Consider the following 18,735-nt stretch of genomic DNA (forward strand, 5'->3'; position numbering starts at 1 on the left):
CAGCCGCACCATATAACGGAGAAAATCATGAAAGTCGGCGTCCCAAGGGAAACCAAGAACCACGAATACCGCGTCGGCCTGACCCCCGCTTCGGTCCGCGAACTCGTCGCCCACGGCCACGAGGTCTTCGTCGAGTCCGGTGCCGGCCACGGCATCGGCGCCAGCGACAACGACTACGAGCGGGCGGGGGCCAAGGTAACCCTGAGTGCCGACGACGTCTTCGGGGAGGCCACTCTGATCATCAAGGTGAAGGAGCCGCTGGCCGAAGAGCGCGCCCGACTCAAGCCCCATCACGTGCTGTTCACCTATCTGCACCTGGCGCCGGACCCGGGCCAGGCCGAAGACTTGATTGCCAGCGGTGCCACCGCCATCGCCTACGAGACCGTCACCACACCCGGCGGAGGCCTGCCGCTGCTCGCGCCGATGTCAGAGGTCGCCGGTCGGATGAGCATCCAGGCCGGAGCCGCGGCCCTCGAGAAATCCCACGGCGGCCGTGGCGTGCTGCTCGGCGGCGTGCCGGGCGTTGAGCCGGGCCGCGTGGTCATCCTCGGTGGCGGCACGGTCGGCAACAACGCTGCGCATACAGCGGTCGGCATCGGCGCCGACGTGACCATCCTCGACAAATCCCTGCCGGTACTGCGCCACCTGGACGAAGTCTATGGCGGCCGCGTCAAGACGCTGTATGCCACCCGCGACGCCATTGAACGCCAGGTCCTGCAGGCCGACCTGGTGATCGGCGCAGTGCTGATCCCTGGCGCTACCGCCCCCAAGCTGGTGACCCGCACGATGCTCGCCGCGATGAAACCCGGAGCGGTCATTGTGGACGTGGCCATCGACCAGGGCGGCTGTTTCGAGACCTCCCGGCCGACCACCCACGCCGACCCCACCTACCTGGTGGACGGCATCGTCCACTACTGCGTATCCAACATGCCCGGCGCCGTGGCCCGCACCGCCACCTACGCACTCAACGCCGCCACGCTGCCCTTCGTACTGGCCATCGCCGACAAGGGCTGGAAGGAAGCCCTCAAGGACGACGCCGGCCTGCGCGCCGGCCTCAACATCTGCGCCGGCAACGTGACCCACCCGCAAGTCGCCGAAGCCCTCGGCAAGAAGTACCTGCCGGCCATCACCCAGCTTGCCTGAGTTTCCCCGATTACCGTCACGGGTCTTTCCCCGTGACGGCCACCTGTTGACATAGGCGGGAAAAAGGCGAACTATCTGCCTATGCAGTAATTGCCTTTGCCGTAAATGCCCAATACAAGCAATCCATCCCAGGCCCAGCCCTACACCGTCGAGAACTACAGCCAGGAGGACAGCCTCGGCTTCCTGCTGCACCAGGCCAAGATCCGCCTGGCCCAGGCCCTCGACGACCGGATCGGCGACCTGGACATCACCTCCGCCCAATGGACGGTGCTCAAGCAGGTCGCCCTGCGCAACGGAGAAACCGCCTCGGCCCTGTGCAAGTGCATGGGCTGCGACACCGGCTCGATGACCCGCATGATCGACCGCCTCGAAGAGAAGGCACTGATCCGCCGGGAACGCAGCACCACCGACCGGCGGGTCGTGCAGCTGCATGTGACGGACAGCGGCAAGGCCCTGCTCCCGCTGATCGTGCCGCGGGTGGTGGACGTCCTCAACCAGGCACTGACCGACTTCACGCCCGAAGAGGTCGCACTGACCAAGCAAGTGATCACACGCATCGTCGCCAACCTGGACAAGCGCGACGAGTGAGCCGGACTGCGCTCCGGCGACGCGGCGGACTCCGCCGCTTTTTTTGAAATAAATATCTGCCTTGGCAGATACAGCACAGACAGTCTCAGCCCAATACAGGAAATTCCGTATGAAGCGACATCTTGCCCTCCTGTTACCGCTGCTCGGCCTGCTTGGCGCCTGCGCCAACCCTGGCGGGCTCGCCCCGCACACCGCGCCCCTAACGCCGGAGCAGCTGGCTGGCCAGCGCAGCCTGGCCGCGGCCGCCGTTGGCAACTGGCCCACGGACGCCTGGTGGACCGCCTACGGCGACCCGCAGCTCGACCGCTTGGTTACCGACGCGTTGCGCGACAGCCCCAGCCTGGCCCTCGCCCGGGCCCGCCTCGACCAGGCCCGCGCGCTGGCCGACCTGACGGCCTCCGCCGAGGGTATTCAGATCGGCGCCAACGCAGAGGGCGCCCAGCAGCGCCTGTCGGAGAACTACATCTTCCCGCCCGGCCTGGGAGGCCGCTACACCAGCCTCAACCGGGCCGCGCTGGATTTCAGCCTCGATCTGGACTTCTGGGGCCGCAACCGCGCCGCACTGGACGCCGCCATCGGCCAAGCCCGCGCCGCCGAAGCTGAAAGCGAAGCCGCCCGCCTGATCCTGAGCAGCGCGATCACCCGCGCCTACCTGCAGTTCGACCGCCTGCACCAACTCCGGACCATCGCCGACGCCACCGTCACCCAACGCGAGAAGCTGCAGGAGCTGGTCCGTCTTCGCCTGAAGGCCGGCCTTGAGAACCAGGCCGACCTGCGCCAGGCCGACGGCAGCATCTCCGCCGCCCGGGCCGAACGCAGCGCCCTCGACGTGCAGCTGGCGCTTGTCCGCAACCAACTGGCCGCCCTCGCGGGCCACGGCCCCGACGCCGGCCTCGACCTGACCCCGCCGGCCTTGCGCGACGTCGCCGCGGCGCTGCCGAGCCAGCTGCCGGCCGACCTCCTCGGCCGCCGGCCCGACGTGAATGCCCAGCGCTGGCGCGTCGAGGCCAGCCGGCGCGAATCCGACGCGGCCCGCGCCGACTTCTACCCGAACGTGAATCTCAACGCCTTCGTCGGCCTGCAGTCCATCGGCCTGTCGAACCTGTTCGAAGGCGGCAGCCGCATGCTCGGCATCGGCCCGGCGATCCACCTGCCGGTGTTTGACAGCGGCCGCCTGCGCAGCCGCCTGGCCGCACGCAACGCCGAACAGGACGCGGCCATTGCCCAGTACAACGCGACCCTCGTCGACGCCCTGCGCGACGTGGCCGACCAGCTCGCCAGCTGGCGCGGGGCCGACATCGAAGGGCGCGACCAGCAAGCCGCGCTGGCCCGCTACGAAGACGCCTGGCGCCTCACCGAAGTGCGCTACAAGGCTGGTCTCGCCAGCTACACGGCGGTCCTGGCCGCCGAAACCCCCTTGCTCGCCCAGCGGCGCCTCACCGCGGAGCTGCGCACCCGCCGCCTCGACGCCAGCGCCGGCCTCGCCCGCGCGCTGGGCGGCGGCTACCTACCCTCCGACACGTCCCACTGATCCCGCCAAGAAGGAGCCGGACCATGACCACCCCCGACAGCAGCACCGCTGCAAACGCCACCAACGGCAAGCGCAAGCGCAGCCTCGTCACCATCGCCGTCGCCTGTGCGCTGGCCGGCGCCGCCTGGGGCGGCTGGTGGATGACCCACGGCCGCTACCTGGAACACACCGACGACGCCTACGTGGCCGGCAATGTCGTGCAGATCACCCCGCAGGTGGCCGGCACGGTGGTCGCCATCGACGCCGACGATACCCAGCTGGTGAAGGCCGGCCAGCCGCTGGTCCGCCTCGACGACGCCGATGCCCGCGTCGCGCTGGAGCAGGCCGAGGCCCAGCTCGGCCAGACGGTGCGGGAAGTGCGCGCGCTGTACGCCGGTGGCGGCGCCCTCGATGCGGCCGTGAAGCAAAAGGAGGCCGACCTCGCCAAGGCCAGGGACGACCTGGCCCGCCGCCAGCAGGTGGCCGGCACCGGCGCCGTCGCCGCCGAAGAGATCGAACACGCCCGCGCCGCCCTGCGCGCCGCCGAAACCGCGGTGCAGACGGCCCGTGAGCAGCTCGCCACCAACCGCGTGCAGACCAGTGGCACCCGCGTCGAAAGCCACCCCAACGTGCTGCGGGCTGCCGCCAAGGTCGAGGAGACCTACCTGGCCTTCGCGCGCAGCGTGGTGCCGGCGCCGCTTGGCGGCCTCGTCGCCCGCCGCGCGGTGCAGGTCGGCCAGCGGGTGGCCGCCGGCGCGCCGCTGATGGCGGTGGTGCCGCTCGAACAGGTGTGGGTGGACGCCAACTTCAAGGAAAGCCAGCTCGGCCGCATGCGCATCGGTCAGCCGGTCAGCCTGAGCGCCGACGTGTACGGCTCCAAGGTGGAATACCACGGCAAGATCGCCGGCCTGGCTGCCGGCACCGGCGCCGCCTTCGCGCTGCTGCCGGCCCAGAACGCCAGCGGCAACTGGATCAAGGTGGTGCAGCGGGTGCCGGTGCGGATCAGCCTCGACCCTCAGGAACTCGCCGCCCATCCGCTGCGCATCGGCCTGTCGATGCAGGTAGAAGTAGATCTCCACGAGGACGGCGACGGGCCTCTCGGCGTCGCTCCAACCGCGCCGGTCGCCCAGACCGACGTTTTCGCCGACTTGGGCAAGGCCGCCCACGAACGCATCCGCGCGATCATCTCGGCCAACAACGGTGGTCAAGCCGCCGAATTGCAGCAGCCCGAGCTCACGTTGCCGAGCATCCCCCCGGCGGCGGCCCTGGCTACCCCGCGCCGCACCCGGGCCTGAGCCATGAGCGCCGCCCCCGCTCCGCTGCCGCCCCTTGAACCGGGGGCGCGCCGGCTGGCCACCGTGGCCCTGTCACTAGCGACTTTCATGAACGTGCTGGACACCACCATCGCCAACGTGTCCCTGCCCAACATCGCCGGCGATCTGGGCGTCAGCCCGACCCAGGGCACCTGGGTCATCACGTCCTTCGGCGTCGCCAACGCCATCGCGGTACCGCTGACCGGCTGGCTCAGCCAGCGCGTCGGCCAGGTGCGCCTGTTCGTCGCCTCGGTGGTGCTGTTCGTGCTCGCCTCGTTGCTGTGCGGTCTGGCCGGCAGCCTGGAGGTGCTGATCGCCGCACGGGTGCTGCAGGGCGCCGTCGCCGGGCCGATGATCCCGCTGTCCCAGGCGCTGCTGCTGCAGGCCTACCCGCGGGAGAAGTCCGGCATGGCGCTGGCGATGTGGTCGATGACAACCCTGGTCGCGCCGGTGATGGGCCCCATCCTCGGCGGCTGGCTGTCGGACAACCTGTCCTGGCCGTGGATCTTCTACATCAACGTGCCGGTGGGCATCGGCGCGGCCTGGATGAGCTGGCAGCTGCTGAAGCACCGCGAGACGCCGACCCGCAAGCTGCCCATCGACAAGGTGGGCCTGGCTCTGCTGGTAATCTGGGTCGGTGCGCTGCAGATCATGCTCGACAAGGGCAAGGAGCTGGACTGGTTCGAATCCGGCGAGATCATCGCGCTGGCGGCGGTCACGGTGGTGGGTTTCGCGCTATTCGTCGCCTGGGAGCTGACCGAGGAACACCCGGTGGTGGACCTCACCCTGTTCGCCCGCCCCAACTTCCTGTTCGGCGTCATCGCGCTGGCCACCGCCTACGGGGTGTTTTTCGGCAACGTGGTGGTGCTACCCCTGTGGCTGCAACAGTACATGGGCTACACCGCCACCTGGGCCGGGCTGGTGACGGCACCGATCGGCATCCTGGCGCTGCTGCTGTCGCCGGTGGTCGGCAAGATTCTGCCGCACACCGACCCGCGCCGCCTGGCCACCGTGGCCTTCCTGGTCTTCGCGCTGGTGTCCTTCATGCGCTCGGGCTTCTCCACCGACATCGCGCCGGGCAGCATCGTCGTGCCGCAGTTGATCCAGGGCATCGCGATGGCCTGTTTCTTCATCCCGCTGGTGTCCATCACCCTGTCGGGCCTGCCGATGGAGCGCGTGCCATCAGCGTCGGGGGTGTCGAACTTCGTGCGGATCACCTGCGGGGCCTTCGGCGCATCGCTGATGACCACCCTGTGGGAGCGCCGCGCGGCGCTGCATCACGAACAACTGGCGGCCCAGGTCAGCGCTTACAACCCGATCGCCAGCGAGACCCTCGGCCAGCTGCAGGCCCAGGGTTTCGATCTGGCCCACGGCCTCGGCGTACTGGAACGGCAAGTCAATGTGCAGGCCTTCTCACTGGCCGCCAACGACGTGTTCTGGGCGTCGGGCTGCCTGTTCCTGCTGCTCCTCGTCAGCGTGTGGCTGACCCGTCCGGGCCACAGTCGTCCGGCCGCAGCCAGCGGCGACGCAGCGCATTGACCCCGCGGCGACCGGCGCAGGCTACAGCGGCAAACCCCGCGGCTTGCGTCCGGCCCGCGCGAACAGGCGGTCGAACAGCGGATTGGGCAGAAGGCGCAGCAGCTTGGCCACCACGCCCATCTGCCAGGGGATGACGGTGTAACCGACGCCCGCCTCGATGGCCCGCGCAAAGCGCCGCGCAGCCTCGTCGGCGGGCAGCAGGAAAGGCATCGGATACGGGTTGATGGCGGTCATCGGCGTGTCGATATAGCCGGGAGCGATGGTCACCACCTTCACGCCGCTGCCATGCAGTTCGACGCGCAGGCTCTCGAGATAGGCGATCGCCGCCGCCTTCGACGCACTGTAGGCACCGGCGCCGGGCAGACCGCGGATACCGGCCACCGACGCGATACCGACCAGGCGCCCGCGGCCACAGCGCCGCAGAGGCGCGACAAAGGGCTGGAAACTGGCAACGATACCCAGCACGTTGGTGCGCAGCACGCGCTCGAAGGCCGCCAGATCGTCAGCCTCCTCGGTCAGCGTCCCTACCGATACGCCGGCGTTGGCAATGACCACGTCGGGCACGCCGAAACGGACCATGAAATCCGTGGCGGCATCTGCCAGCGCCCCCGCCTCCGCCACGTCGAGGCAATACACGGCATGCGTGCCAGGCAGGCTGGCAGCCAGCCCGTCCAGCGCGTCGCGACGCCGCCCGACCAGGCCCAGGCTGGCCCCGGCTGCGGCGTAATGGCGTGCCAACGCGGCACCGATGCCGCTGGAGGCGCCGGTGATGAAGACGCGGAGAGCCACGGAAGAGAGAAAGGGAGAAGGAAAGAAGGCTGAGGCCGCGGCACGATCGCACCGCGGCCCGAATGAAAGGAGCTTACTTGCGGCCCTGTTCGCCGCGGGCGCGGACGATCAGCTGGTCGGCCACCTTCAGGGAAGCCTCGTGGGAGCCGGCGATGGAGGCGGAAGTGAAGTACTTGCCGTCGATCGCAAGGGTCGGCACGCCCTGGATCTTGTAGTCGCGGCCGAGCTTCTCGACACGCTGCAGGCCGACCTGCACGCCGAAGGAGCGGTAGGCATCGAGGAACTTCTTGCTGTCGACACCCTTCTTGACCGCCCATTCCTGCGCGCCAGCCTCGGTGTGCAGCGGCTGCTTGTCGGTCTGCACCGCCTCGAAGACCTGCCCGTGCAGGCGGGCCAGATCGCCGGTGGCCGCCAACGTCAGGTGCAGGCGGGCCAGACCGGTCAGCTGGGGATTGCCCCAGGTCACCGGCACGCGGTGGAAATACACGTCGCCGGGCAGCTTCTTGACCCATTGCTCCAGCAGCGGATCGAAGGCGCGGCAGTGGGGGCAGCCGTAATGGAAGAACTCGATCACCTCAACCTTGCCCTTGACTTCGGTCGGCTGCGGCGGCGAAACCAGTTCGAAACCGCTGCCGCTCTGGGCCAGGACGGGCCGCCCAACGAGGCCGATGGCCACTGCGGCGGAAAGCTGTTTGAGGACATCACGACGCTGCATTACGGTTTCTCCTTGAAGCGGCAAAGCTCTCATTGAGCAGTGGCGGCCGGCTTTGGTTCCTTGGGTTTGATGCGGACGATGGCGGCGTTGATGCCGCCGGTCGCCAGCTGCTGGCGGGCCTTGTTCATTTCATCGGCACCGAGGTAGGGACCGGTCCGGACCCGGTGTACGGTGCCCTTGTCAGGCACGTCCACCTTCTGCACGCTGGCCTCCACACCCATCAACGCAAGACGCGCCTTCAGGTTGTCAGCCTCGGATGGATCTTCGAAGGAGCCCGCCTGCAGATAGTACTTCTCGGGCGCCAGCGGCCTGTCGAGCAGCGCCGCCTCGGCCTTGGCATGCTCGGCGTCGGCCTTGGCCTTGTCGCCCTTCTGTGCCTCTTCCGGCTTGGTCGTGGCAGGCTTGTCGGTCTTGGCCGGCTTGTCGCTCTTTTCGGGCTTGGCCGGCTTGATGTCCTCGGTGGTTTCCTCTGGCTTGCCCGGTGCCGGCAGCGCATCGGTGCCCTTGGGCAGCACGTTGTAGAAGTCGAAGCGCGGCTTCTCCACCGGCTTGTCGCCGGCCTTGCCGGGCAGCGCGATGGGTTCGCTGCTCTGCGGCTTGGGCGGCGGCGGCGGAGCCACCGGCTTTTCTTCCTGCTTCGATTTCTGGAATGGCGACGCCGACGTGAAGTACAGCGCGATCCCCGCCGCGACCAATGCGCCGAGGATCAGCCCAACAAAGATGCCGACCAGGGTGCTGCCCCGGCTACCCGATTTCGGTTTGTTGGTCTGCAGACGAGGTTTCAGATCACGGCTCATGAACGACGGGTCCGGCAATTACATGGATTCAGGGGCGGAGACACCAAGCAGACGCAGGCCGTTGCGGATCACCTGGCGCACCGCGGCAGCCAGGGCCAGGCGGGCCAGCTTGAGGCCTTCGTCGTCCACCAGCATGCGCTCCGCGTTGTAGTAGCTGTGGAACTCGCCAGCCAGGTCCTTCAGGTAGAAGGCGATCTGGTGCGGGGCGTAGTCGGCGGCGGCGCTGCGGATAATCTCGGGGAAGGCGGTCAGACGCGCGCAAAGGGCCAGCTCGCGCTCGTTGTCGAGGCGGGCGAGGTCGGCCTCGAGCAGGTCAACCGGCGTGCCGTTCCACTGGTTGAGCACCGAGCACTGGCGGGCGTGGGCGTACTGGATGTAATACACCGGGTTCTCGTTGCTCTGGCTCTTGGCCAGGTCGAGGTCGAAGTCCAGGTGCTGATCGGCCTTGCGCAGCACGTAGAAGAAGCGGCAGGCGTCGTTGCCGACCTCCTTGCGCAACTCGCGCAGGGTGACGAACTCGCCGGAGCGGGTGGACATCGCCGCCTTCTGGCCGTCACGGTAGAGCACCGCGAACTGCACCAGCGCCACGTCGAGCTTCTCCGGCGGCAGGCCGAGGGCCTGCAGGGCACCCTTCACGCGCGGGATGTAGCCGTGGTGGTCGGCGCCCCAGATGTCGATGATGCGGTCGAAGCCGCGCTCGTACTTGTTGGCGTGGTAGGCGATGTCGGACGCGAAGTAGGTGTACAGGCCGTTCTCGCGCTGCACGACGCGGTCCTTCTCGTCACCGAAGGCGGTGGAACGGAACCACTTGGCGCCGTCCTGCTCGTACAGGTGGCCGCCGGCTTCCAGCGCGGTGACGGCCTTCTCGACCAGGCCGGTATCGAACAGGGAGCGCTCGGAGAACCACTTGTCGAAGCTCACGCCGAACTCGGCGAGATCCTCGCGACCGTCGCCGAGCTGCTCGGTGAGTGCAAAGCCATGCACCCACGCGTAGTCGGAGCCGAGCAGGTTCTTGGCGTTGGCGATCAGCGCATCCAGGTGGCCTTCCTTGTCGACCTCGACGGACGGCGCACCGGCCAGCACGTCGGCGGCGGACACCTTGGCGAAGCGGTCTGCATGGGACTCCTTGATCTGCGCCGCCATGTCCTTCACGTAATCGCCCTGATAGGCGTTGGGCGGGAAGGCCACGGCGATGCCGAACAGGTCGAGATAACGCAGCCAGGTAGATAGCGCCAGAATGTCCATCTGCCGGCCGGCATCGTTGATGTAGTACTCGCGGGTGACTTCGAAACCGGCGAAGTCGAGCACGTCGGACAGGGATGCTCCGTAGGCCGCACCGCGGCCATGGCCGACGTGCAGCGGGCCAGTCGGGTTGGCGGAGACGAACTCCACCTGCACCTTGACGCCGCTCTTGTCGCCGCGGCCGAAAGCCTCGCCGCGCTCCAGCACGCTGCGCACAACGGCAGTCTTGGCGTCGGAAACCAACGTGAAGTTGATGAAGCCGGCTCCGGCCACTTCGGCCTTGGCTATCAGGTCTGACTTGGGCAGCTCGGCCAGCAGCAGGTTGGCCAGTTCGCGCGGATTGCGCTTCAGCGGCTTGGCCAGCTGCAGCGCCAGGTTGCTTGCAAAATCACCATGGCCTGCCTGCTTCGGGCGTTCCAGGTTGATGGGGGTTTCGGCCTGTTCGGGGGCGACGCTCAACAAGGCGGCGCGCAGGAGGTCGGCAAGCTGGGTTTTGGAATCGGCGCTCATGGCAAACACTGCGACTAAAAGCACAGGATTATATCCAAGCAGGCGTTACCACGGCGGGACGCCGGTGCGGCGGCGGTAACAAAGTACGACCGGCATGGCAAAAAAGATGTCCTTGCCCTATCTTTGCACCCTGTATGCGCTGCCGGAACCGACCGTGAGCCTCTTCCGACCGACCATCCTCCTCGCCAGCCTGCTGGCCGCCGCGGCTGCCCGCGCCGAGCCCGCCACACTGCACTGGCCGGTGCCGATGCCGGCCGGTGCGGGCTGGCGCATCGTCGATCTGCGCGAAGGCCAGGGCATCCGCCACGAGGAATACCTGCCCCGCGGCCAGGGCCTGGAAGACTATCGCGACCGCATCTTGGTGCAACGTTTCGCCGCCCAGGACATGAGCCCTGACGCCTACCTCGCTACCATCGCCGCCGGACTGGCCCGGCATTGCGCGGGCTTCACCACCAGCGGGATGGTCAGCAGCGTCCGCGATGGCCTGCCCAGTGCCACCCGCACGGCCTATTGCAGTAACTTCCAGAACCGTCCCTACGGCTATGTCATCACCCAGAAGGCGATCCGCGACGGCGAGCACCTGTTCGTCGTTGAGCGGGAGTGGCGCGTGCCGCCCTTCTCTATCGACGACGCCGGCATGGCCAGCCTGAATTTCGGCAGCCCGGCCGAGGACGAGGCGCTGAAGCGGGAAATTCATGCGGCAACCCGCTGGCTGCTGGAGCAGGTGCAGCTGGGCCGCAGTGCCGCTGCACCGATCGCGACGCCACCCACGCCGCCAACAGCACCGACGCGCCCCGCCAAGCGGCGCTGACGAGGGGCCTTGCCGGCTTTCGTCGCCCAGTCTTTCCGGGCACAATCCGCGTTTTCCTTTTCTACTGCCGCCGTGCGTCTCTTCCGACTCGTCAAGATCGTCTCCGTGAGCCTGAAATACGGGCTCGACCAGATGGTCCTCTCCAACGAGCCGACCGGCCGCCTGGCCTGGCTGGCCAAGCTCACCCGCTTCCGCCGGACCTTCAACGAACCTTCCGGCGTACGTCTGCGCCAGGCCCTCGAATCCCTTGGCCCGATCTTCGTCAAGTTCGGCCAGATGCTGTCCACCCGCCGCGACCTGCTGCCGCCGGCCATCGCCGAAGAGCTGGCCCGCCTGCAGGACCGGGTGCCTCCGTTCTCCAGCGCGGAAGCCCTCGCCCAGCTGCAGGAAGCCTACGGCAAGCCCGTGGACGAGGTCTTCGCCCGCTTCGAACGGGAACCAGTCGCCTCGGCATCCATTGCCCAGGTGCATTTTGCCGAGCTGCCCGACGGCACCGAAGTTGCGGTCAAGATCCTGCGCCCCGGCATCGCCCCGGTGATCGCCCACGATCTGGCCCTGCTCGACGCGGCCGCCACGGTGCTCGAGAAGGTGTGGCCGGAAGGCCGCCGCCTCAAGCCGCGGGAAGTGGTCGCCGAGTTCTCCAAGTACCTGCGCGACGAGCTCGACCTGATGCGTGAGGCCGCCAACTGCTCCCAGCTGCGGCGCAACTTCAAGGACTCCGATCTTCTCGTCGTCCCCGAGGTGCACTGGGACTTCTGCTCCACCAACGTGATGGTGATGGAGCGCATGAAGGGCATTCCGATCTCCCAGCTCGAGGCCCTCAAGCAGAACGGCATCGACCTCAAGCACCTGTCCCGTGCGGGCGTCGAGATCTTCTTCACGCAGGTCTTCCGCGACGGCTTCTTCCACGCCGACATGCACCCCGGCAACATCTTCGTGGCCACCGACGGCCCGGCCCGCGGGCGTTACATCGCGCTGGACTTCGGCATCATCGGCACCCTCAACGACTCCGACAAGAAGTACCTGGCCACCAATTTCCTGGCCTTCTTCCAGCGGGACTACCGGCGCGTCGCGCTGGCCCACATTGAGGCCGGCTGGGTACCATCACACACCCGCGTGGACGAGTTCGAAGGGGCGATCCGTGCGGTCTGCGAGCCGATCTTCGACCGCCCGCTGAAGGACATCTCCTTCGGCAAAACCCTGCTGCGCCTGTTCCAGACCGCCCGCCGCTTCGAGATGGAAGTCCAGCCCCAGCTCGTGCTTCTGCAGAAGACCCTGCTCAACATCGAAGGCCTCGGCCGCCAGCTCGACCCCGACCTCGACCTGTGGAAGACCGCCAAGCCCTTCCTCGAACGCTGGATGAACGACCAGATCGGCTGGCGCGCGCTGCTGCGCCACATCAAGGACGAAGCCCCGTCGTGGGCTGCCACCCTGCCACAGCTGCCGCGCCTGATGCACAAGGCCCTGGCCCAACCGGTGGCGGAGGACCATCGCGCCGAACTGGCCAGACTCGTCGTCGAAAGCCGACGCACCCGCTACTGGCTGATCGGCTGCACCGTACTGCTGACCGCGCTGGCCGCCATCGAAGCCTGGCACCTGCTGCATTGAACGGGGGCGCAGGGCATGGCGGCGCAACTCCATCACACCCCGCACTCCGCCTGCCGCGGCGACGCTGAACGAAGCCACCACTGCCCGCTCAAACAGGCATGACGGCCATCTCGGCCCAACCGCCTTCGGAGGAAGACCATGCCCGCCCCGCTCGCGCCCGTCCGCCCGGTCAGCATCATAGGAGTCGGATCCTGCCTCGGCGCACCGATCTTCGGCCCCGCCGCCGGCCCGCGCACCCTCAAGGATCTCGGTCTCGACGCCCAGTTGCGCAGTCGCGGCATCCCGGCCCGCTGGCAGTCCCTTCACGAACCGAGCGCCCCAAAGCCGCCTCGCGCATCGCTGCCGGAACGGCTTGGCAACGTCAGCGCGCTGCTCCATGATCTGGCCGACGAAGTGGCGGACCTGTGTGCCGACGGCACGGTACCGCTGGTGCTCGGCGGCGATCACGCGATCGGCGCCGGCACCTGGCGCGGCGCCTCACGGGCACTGGAAGGGCGCGGCAAGCTGGGCCTGATCTGGATTGACGCCCATCTGGATTCGCACACCCCGCAGACCAGCCATAGCGGCAACATCCACGGCATGCCGCTGGCCAGCCTGCTCGGCATCGGCGACGCGAGCATGACCGACATCCCCGGCCCCCATCTCGATCCGGCCCATGTGACCATCGTCGGAGCACGCTCCTGGGAAGCGGAAGAACTGGCCCTGCTCAAGCGCCTCGGCGTACGCATCTTCTTCATGCCCGAGGTCAAGCGCCGCGGCTTGCCGGCCGTGCTGTGCGAGGCGATGAGCATCGCCCGCGAGGGCACCGCCGGCTTCGGCGTGTCGGTCGACCTCGACTCCGTCGATTGCGCGCTATTGCCAGCCACCACCTGTCTGGAACCGGGCGGCCTCGACCCGCAGGAGCTCGCCGACAGCCTGCACGGTCTGCGCAGCTGCGCAGACCTGGTAGCGCTGGAGATCGTCGAATACGTGCCCGAGCGGGACCGGGACGGCAGCGGTGCAGCCTGGGTGCGGGATTTCGCGGCAGCGGCCCTCGGCCCGACCACCACCAACCTGCTGGCCCGCGAGCACGCTTTCGGCGCCCACAACTACGCTCCGCTGCCAGTCGTATTCACCCGCGGCGAAGGTGTCTGGCTGTGGGACGTGGAGGGCCGGCGCTACCTGGACATGATGAGCGCCTACTCGGCGGTCAGCTTCGGTCATAGCCACCCGCGCCTGGTCAAGGTGCTCACCGACCAGGCCCAGCGCCTGGCGCTGACTTCCCGCGCGTATGCCAACGACCGTCTGCCGCTGATGCTGGAGCGCCTGTCGGCGCTGCTCGGCTACGACCAGGCTCTACCGGTGAACACCGGTCTGGAAGCCGTCGAAACCGCCCTCAAGGCGGCCCGCAAATGGGCCCACAAGATCAAGGGCGTGCCAGAGGGACAGGCCGAGATCATCGTCTGCGCCGACAACTTCCACGGCCGCTCGACGACCATCATCGGCTTCTCGTCGGAGGCCCAGTACCGGGACGGCTTCGGCCCCTTCGCACCGGGCTTCCGCAGCATCCCCTTCGGCGACGCCGAGGCCCTTGCTGCAGCAATCACACCACGCACCGCCGCCTTCCTGTTCGAACCGATACAGGGCGAGGGCGGCATCCACGTGCCGCCGGACGGCTGGCTCGTCCGCTGCGCCGAGATCTGCCGTGCCAACAACGTGCTGCTGATCGCTGACGAGGTGCAGACCGGCCTCGGCCGCACCGGCCGCCTGCTGGCCTGCCAGCATGACGGCGTGCGCCCCGACGGCGTGATCCTCGGCAAAGCCCTCGGCGGCGGCCTGCTGCCCGTATCGGCCTTCCTCGCCGACGAGGCGGTGATGCGGGTCTTCCGCCCCGGCGACCACGGCTCCACCTTCGGCGGCAATCCGCTCGGTGCAGCCGTCGCCGCCGAAGCCCTGGCCCTGCTCAGCGAGGAGAAATTGGTCGAACGCGCCGACCGCCTCGGCGCAGCCTTCATGGCCCGCCTGCAGGCCATCCGCAACCCGCTGATCCGCGAAGTGCGCGGCCGCGGCCTGCTGATCGGAATGGAGCTGGACATCCGTCGCGTCAATGCCCGCACCGCGGCAGAATGGCTGCTGGCCCGCGGCCTGATGACCAAGGACACCCACGACTCCGTGCTGCGCTTCGCCCCACCGCTGGTGGTGACCGAAACCGAGCTGGACTGGGCGGTCCGCGTCATCGAAGATGCGCTGGCCGACCTCGAAACACGCCTTTCCGGAAACAAACCATGAGCGACAAACTCGACCGCCTCGTCCTCGAAGCCCGCCGCGCCGCCGACAAGCGCGCGGAGGGCTACCGCGAGAAAGCCCTGAAGATCTACCCGTGGGTGTGCGGCCGCTGCGCCCGCGAATTCACCGTCACCAACCTGCGCGAGCTGACGGTGCACCACCGCGACCACAACCACGACAACAACCCACCCGACGGCAGCAACTGGGAGCTGCTGTGCGTGTACTGCCACGACAACGAACACCAGCGCCAGCTCGAAGCCACCCAGGGCAACGTGGCCGCCAAACAGCCCGGCAAGGCCGCCACCCATTCGCCATTCGCTGGGCTGGGGGCACTGATCAAGAAAGACTGAACCCGGGGGGCGCAAACGCCCCCACAGCGCAACTTCGCCGACGTGCGGTATCGGCCACCCCGACCGACCGCTATCGCCGTCTTCACCCCACCCGCCAACGGGCGTAGCATTCGGCCCCTTGTCTTCCCCCCGCGTCACCATGAGCTCCAGCCCTGCCCGCGCCTGCGGCATCGACTTCGGCACTTCCAACTCCACCGTCGGCTGGCTGCGACCCGGCCTGCCGACCCTGCTGTCCCTTGAAGACGGCAAGGCGACGCTACCGTCCGCCGTGTTCTTCAATGCCGACGAGGAAACCACCCATTACGGACGGGATGCGCTGGCGGAATACCTGGAGGGCTACGAAGGCCGCCTGATGCGGGCCATCAAGAGCCTGCTGGGCAGCAACCTGATGGACGGCAGCACCGAGGTCGGCGGCCGCGCGCTGCGCTTCCGCGACCTGCTGGCGAGCTTCATCGGCGAGCTGAAGAGCCGCGCCGAGGCTGAGGCCGGGCGCAGCTTCGAGCAGGCGGTGTTCGGCCGCCCGGTGTACTTCGTGGACGATAACCCGGCCGCCGACCAGCGCGCCCAGGACACCCTGGAGGCGATAGCCCGCCAGGTCGGCTTCAAGGACGTCAGCTTCCAGTTCGAACCGATCGGCGCGGCGCTGCACTACGAGGCCGGCCTCGACCGGGAGGAGCTGGTGCTGATCGCCGACATCGGCGGCGGTACCGCCGACTTCTCGCTGGTGCGCCTGTCGCCGGAACGGGCCCGGAGCGTCGACCGCCGCGAGGACCTGCTCGGCAATGCCGGCCTGCATGTGGGCGGCACCGATTTCGACCGGGCGCTGAGCCTGGAATGCGTGATGCCGCTGCTCGGCTATAAAGGGCTGATGAAGAACGGTGCCGAGGTGCCATCCGCCCTGTTCTTCCAGCTTGCCACTTGGCACACCATCAACTTCGCCTATACGCGGCAGGCCTTCGCCGACTTCCAGGCCATCTACCGGGACGCGGCGGCCCGCCAGGAGCTGGACCGCCTGGCCCGCCTGATCGGCCAGCGTGAAGGCCACTGGCTGGCCCTGCAGGTCGAACAGGCCAAGATCGACCTGTCCGCTGCCAGTACGGCCCACATGGAGCTGGACCGCCTGGAACCTGGGCTCGCCCACGAGATTAGCCGCGAGGCCTTCACACTCGCCACCCGCAGCCTGGTCGAGCGCGTCGCCGCCACCGTCGGCAAGCTGCTCGACGAGGCCGGCGTGGGCCGCGATCGGGTGGACACCCTCTATTTCACCGGCGGCGCCAGCGGCGTGCCGCAACTTCGCGAGCGCATCGCCGCCGAACTGCCCAACGCCCGTGCGGTGGAGGGCGATCTGTTCGGCAGCATCGGTGCCGGCCTGGCCGTGGAGGCGGCGCGCCGCTACGGCTGACAAAAAAAGGGGCCGTCCTGAGACGACCCCGCTCCCTCGACAGGAACCCGCTTTTCGAGCGGATCTCCCTCCCCATCGAACGAAAACCAACTGTGACCGCGCCCGGCCGGGAGAGCCTGAGCGCGGCGTTGAATGGCTTACTCGAACTCGATGATGACTTCGTCCACCGACAGGCTTGCACCGGCTGAGGCGGAGATCTTCTTGACCTTGCAGTCCTGCTCGGCCTTGAGGATGTTCTCCATCTTCATCGCTTCAATGACCGCCAGCTTCTCGCCGGCCTTCACTTCCTGGCCGACCTGCACGGAGACTTCGCGCAGCAGGCCCGGCATCGGGGACAGCAGGAACTTGGACAGGTCGGGCGGCAGCTTCTCGGGCATCAGCGCCAGCAGTTCGGCGGCACGGGCGCTCATGACCATGAAGTCGGCGCGGGTGCCCCAGTGGAACAGGCTGTACTTGATCTTGTGGCGCTCGACCTGGAGGGTGAACTCCTCGCCGTTGCAGGTGCCGTTGAACAGGGACTCACCGAGCTTCCAGTCGGACTTGATCTCGTAGCTCTCGCCCTTGTATTCCACGTGGTAGCCGCCGTCGATCGGACGGGCGACGACCGGGTGATGCTCGTTGCCGTCCTTGTTCAGGCGGATCACCATCCAGTGGTCGTCCACGATGCGCTCATGGCCTTGCAGCTGGCCGGTGATCGACGCGGAACGGTCGGTGAAGGCGCGGTACACGTAGGCCGCGACGGAGACCAGCAGGGCCGGATCGTCGTGGGGCACCATCGAGGCGTCGAAGCCCGTCGGGTAGTGCTTGGGGATGAAGCCGGTGTCGAAGATGCCGGAATGGAAAACCGGATGCTGCATCAGCGCGGCCTGGAACGGGATGTTCGAGGAGATGCCGCGAATGACGAAGCCGTTCAGCGCGTCACGCATGCGGGAAATCGCCTGCTCGCGGGTAGCGCCGTGCACGATCAGCTTGGCGATCATCGAGTCGTAGTACATCGAGATCTCGCCGCCATCGTACACACCAGTGTCCACGCGCACCTGGCCCGCCACTTCCTTCGGCGGCTGGAACTTGACCAGACGACCGGTGGACGGCAGGAAGCCACGGAACGGGTCTTCGGCGTTGATACGGCATTCCATCGCCCAACCGTTGATCTGCACGTCGGCCTGGGTCAGCGGCAGCTTCTCTCCGTAGGCGACGCGGATCATCTGCTCGACCAGGTCGAGGCCGGTGATCAGCTCGGTGACCGGGTGTTCCACCTGGAGACGGGTGTTCATCTCGAGGAAGTAGAACTCCTTGGTCGCGCCGGACACCACGAATTCGACGGTACCCGCGGATTCATAGTTCACCGCACGGGCCAGGGCCACGGCCTGCTCACCCATGGCCTTACGCATTTCGGGATCGACGAAGGGGCTCGGCGCCTCCTCGATGACCTTCTGGTGACGGCGCTGGATCGAACAATCGCGCTCGTTCAGATACACGTAGTTGCCGTGGCTGTCGCCGAGCACCTGGATTTCGATGTGGCGCGGCTCGAGCACGTACTTCTCGATGAAGACGCGGTCGTCGCCGAAGGAGTTGCGCGCTTCGTTGACGCAGGAAGAGAAACCTTCATGCGCTTCGGCGTCGTTGTACGCAACACGCAAGCCCTTGCCGCCGCCGCCGGCGGAGGCCTTGATCATCACCGGGTAGCCGATCTTCTTGGCGATTTCCACAGCGGCATCGGGGCCATCGATGGCGTCGTTGTAGCCAGGGATGGTGTTGACCTTGGCTTCGATGGCCAGCTTCTTGGACTCGATCTTGTCACCCATCTTGGCGATGGAGTAGTGCTTCGGACCGATGAACTTGATGCCTTCCTCTTCCAGACGACGGGAGAACTCGGCGTTCTCGGACAGGAAGCCGTAACCGGGGTGGACCGCTTCGGCACCGGTCTGCTTGCAGGCGGCGATGATCTTGTCGGCGACCAGGTAGGATTCCTTGGAAGCCGCCGGCCCGATGCACACGGCCTCGTCGGCCAGGTCCACGAACAGGGCATCCTTGTCGGCCTCGGAATAGACGGCGACGGTCTTGATGCCCATCTTGCGGGCAGTCTTGATGACGCGGCAGGCGATTTCGCCGCGGTTTGCAATCAGGATCTTGGTAAACATGTCTTGGGCGTC

At 67.5% G+C, this 18,735-nt stretch carries 15 protein-coding genes; 10 read left to right on the forward strand and 5 right to left on the reverse strand.

The window, feature by feature from the left end:
• Window positions 1–27 precede the first annotated feature (27 nt).
• The 5 genes from ald to AC1PPK_RS02055 all read left to right on the forward strand — a co-directional run bounded on the left by ald (window position 28) and on the right by AC1PPK_RS02055 (window position 6,093).
• The gene (gene ald, locus AC1PPK_RS02035; protein ID WP_481116184.1) at window positions 28–1,143 is read left to right on the forward strand and encodes an alanine dehydrogenase; all 1,116 of its coding nucleotides are present in this window, start codon (window positions 28–30) and stop codon (window positions 1,141–1,143) included.
• Between the two features lie 105 nt (window positions 1,144–1,248).
• Window positions 1,249–1,731 (forward strand): MarR family winged helix-turn-helix transcriptional regulator, encoded by a 483-nt coding sequence (locus tag AC1PPK_RS02040; protein WP_481116185.1) that lies wholly within the window; start codon window positions 1,249–1,251, stop codon window positions 1,729–1,731.
• A gap of 109 nt (window positions 1,732–1,840) precedes the next feature.
• The gene (locus AC1PPK_RS02045) at window positions 1,841–3,262 is read left to right on the forward strand and encodes an efflux transporter outer membrane subunit (protein ID WP_481116186.1); all 1,422 of its coding nucleotides are present in this window, start codon (window positions 1,841–1,843) and stop codon (window positions 3,260–3,262) included.
• Window positions 3,263–3,285: 23 nt separating this feature from the next.
• Window positions 3,286–4,536: an EmrA/EmrK family multidrug efflux transporter periplasmic adaptor subunit gene (locus AC1PPK_RS02050; protein ID WP_481116187.1), complete on the forward strand. Its 1,251-nt coding sequence runs from the start codon at window positions 3,286–3,288 to the stop codon at window positions 4,534–4,536.
• A 3-nt stretch (window positions 4,537–4,539) separates the two neighbouring features.
• Entirely contained in the window at window positions 4,540–6,093 is a 1,554-nt protein-coding gene (locus AC1PPK_RS02055) for a DHA2 family efflux MFS transporter permease subunit (protein ID WP_481116188.1), read from the forward strand.
• 21 nt (window positions 6,094–6,114) lie between these two features.
• Here AC1PPK_RS02055 and AC1PPK_RS02060 read toward each other — a convergent pair whose 3' ends face one another.
• The 4 genes from AC1PPK_RS02060 to argS form a co-directional block, all read right to left on the reverse strand.
• Window positions 6,115–6,882: an SDR family oxidoreductase gene (locus AC1PPK_RS02060; protein WP_481116189.1), complete on the reverse strand. Its 768-nt coding sequence runs from the start codon at window positions 6,880–6,882 to the stop codon at window positions 6,115–6,117.
• 73 nt (window positions 6,883–6,955) lie between these two features.
• The gene (locus AC1PPK_RS02065) at window positions 6,956–7,597 is read right to left on the reverse strand and encodes a thiol:disulfide interchange protein DsbA/DsbL (protein ID WP_481116190.1); all 642 of its coding nucleotides are present in this window, start codon (window positions 7,595–7,597) and stop codon (window positions 6,956–6,958) included.
• A gap of 29 nt (window positions 7,598–7,626) precedes the next feature.
• Window positions 7,627–8,394 carry an SPOR domain-containing protein gene (locus AC1PPK_RS02070; protein WP_481116191.1) on the reverse strand — a complete coding sequence of 256 codons (768 nt, stop codon included), beginning with the start codon at window positions 8,392–8,394 and terminating at the stop codon, window positions 7,627–7,629.
• 18 nt (window positions 8,395–8,412) lie between these two features.
• The gene (gene argS, locus AC1PPK_RS02075) at window positions 8,413–10,146 is read right to left on the reverse strand and encodes an arginine--tRNA ligase (RefSeq protein ID WP_481116192.1); all 1,734 of its coding nucleotides are present in this window, start codon (window positions 10,144–10,146) and stop codon (window positions 8,413–8,415) included.
• Between the two features lie 154 nt (window positions 10,147–10,300).
• On the opposite strand from argS, the gene AC1PPK_RS02080 reads away from it, so the two are divergent.
• The 5 genes from AC1PPK_RS02080 (at window position 10,301) to AC1PPK_RS02100 (ending at window position 16,582) form a co-directional block, all read left to right on the forward strand.
• Entirely contained in the window at window positions 10,301–10,957 is a 657-nt protein-coding gene (locus AC1PPK_RS02080) for a hypothetical protein (RefSeq protein WP_481116193.1), read from the forward strand.
• Window positions 10,958–11,029: 72 nt separating this feature from the next.
• A complete protein-coding gene (gene ubiB, locus AC1PPK_RS02085; RefSeq protein ID WP_481116194.1) occupies window positions 11,030–12,565 on the forward strand; it encodes a ubiquinone biosynthesis regulatory protein kinase UbiB in 1,536 nt (511 codons plus the stop codon).
• Between the two features lie 138 nt (window positions 12,566–12,703).
• Window positions 12,704–14,833 (forward strand): ornithine--oxo-acid transaminase, encoded by a 2,130-nt coding sequence (rocD, locus tag AC1PPK_RS02090; RefSeq protein ID WP_481116195.1) that lies wholly within the window; start codon window positions 12,704–12,706, stop codon window positions 14,831–14,833.
• The gene (locus tag AC1PPK_RS02095) at window positions 14,830–15,180 is read left to right on the forward strand and encodes a YajD family HNH nuclease (RefSeq protein ID WP_481116196.1); all 351 of its coding nucleotides are present in this window, start codon (window positions 14,830–14,832) and stop codon (window positions 15,178–15,180) included. Before rocD ends, AC1PPK_RS02095 begins: the two co-directional genes overlap by 4 nt.
• A 139-nt stretch (window positions 15,181–15,319) precedes the next feature.
• Window positions 15,320–16,582, forward strand: a complete 1,263-nt coding sequence (locus tag AC1PPK_RS02100) for an Hsp70 family protein (protein ID WP_481116197.1) — start codon at window positions 15,320–15,322, stop codon at window positions 16,580–16,582.
• Window positions 16,583–16,719: 137 nt separating this feature from the next.
• On the opposite strand, the gene accC is transcribed toward AC1PPK_RS02100, so the two are convergent.
• Window positions 16,720–18,723, reverse strand: coding sequence for an acetyl-CoA carboxylase biotin carboxylase subunit (gene accC, locus AC1PPK_RS02105; protein WP_481116198.1), 2,004 nt, complete (start codon window positions 18,721–18,723; stop codon window positions 16,720–16,722).
• Window positions 18,724–18,735: the final 12 nt, after the last annotated feature.

It is taken from the genome of Zoogloea sp. JDB1, from assembly GCF_056724025.1.

Bases quoted from the DNA above. Each gene is read 5' to 3' on its own strand.
- AC1PPK_RS02070 (WP_481116191.1), bottom strand. From the start codon at position 8,394: ATGAGCCGTGATCTGAAACCTCGTCTGCAGACCAACAAACCGAAATCG.
- rocD (WP_481116195.1), top strand. From the start codon at position 12,704: ATGCCCGCCCCGCTCGCGCCCGTCCGCCCGGTCAGCATCATAGGAGTC.
- AC1PPK_RS02065 (WP_481116190.1), bottom strand. From the start codon at position 7,597: ATGCAGCGTCGTGATGTCCTCAAACAGCTTTCCGCCGCAGTGGCCATC.
- AC1PPK_RS02040 (WP_481116185.1), top strand. From the start codon at position 1,249: ATGCCCAATACAAGCAATCCATCCCAGGCCCAGCCCTACACCGTCGAG.
- AC1PPK_RS02095 (WP_481116196.1), top strand. From the start codon at position 14,830: ATGAGCGACAAACTCGACCGCCTCGTCCTCGAAGCCCGCCGCGCCGCC.
- AC1PPK_RS02100 (WP_481116197.1), top strand. From the start codon at position 15,320: ATGAGCTCCAGCCCTGCCCGCGCCTGCGGCATCGACTTCGGCACTTCC.
- argS (WP_481116192.1), bottom strand. From the start codon at position 10,146: ATGAGCGCCGATTCCAAAACCCAGCTTGCCGACCTCCTGCGCGCCGCC.
- accC (WP_481116198.1), bottom strand. From the start codon at position 18,723: ATGTTTACCAAGATCCTGATTGCAAACCGCGGCGAAATCGCCTGCCGC.
- ald (WP_481116184.1), top strand. From the start codon at position 28: ATGAAAGTCGGCGTCCCAAGGGAAACCAAGAACCACGAATACCGCGTC.
- AC1PPK_RS02055 (WP_481116188.1), top strand. From the start codon at position 4,540: ATGAGCGCCGCCCCCGCTCCGCTGCCGCCCCTTGAACCGGGGGCGCGC.
- AC1PPK_RS02045 (WP_481116186.1), top strand. From the start codon at position 1,841: ATGAAGCGACATCTTGCCCTCCTGTTACCGCTGCTCGGCCTGCTTGGC.
- AC1PPK_RS02050 (WP_481116187.1), top strand. From the start codon at position 3,286: ATGACCACCCCCGACAGCAGCACCGCTGCAAACGCCACCAACGGCAAG.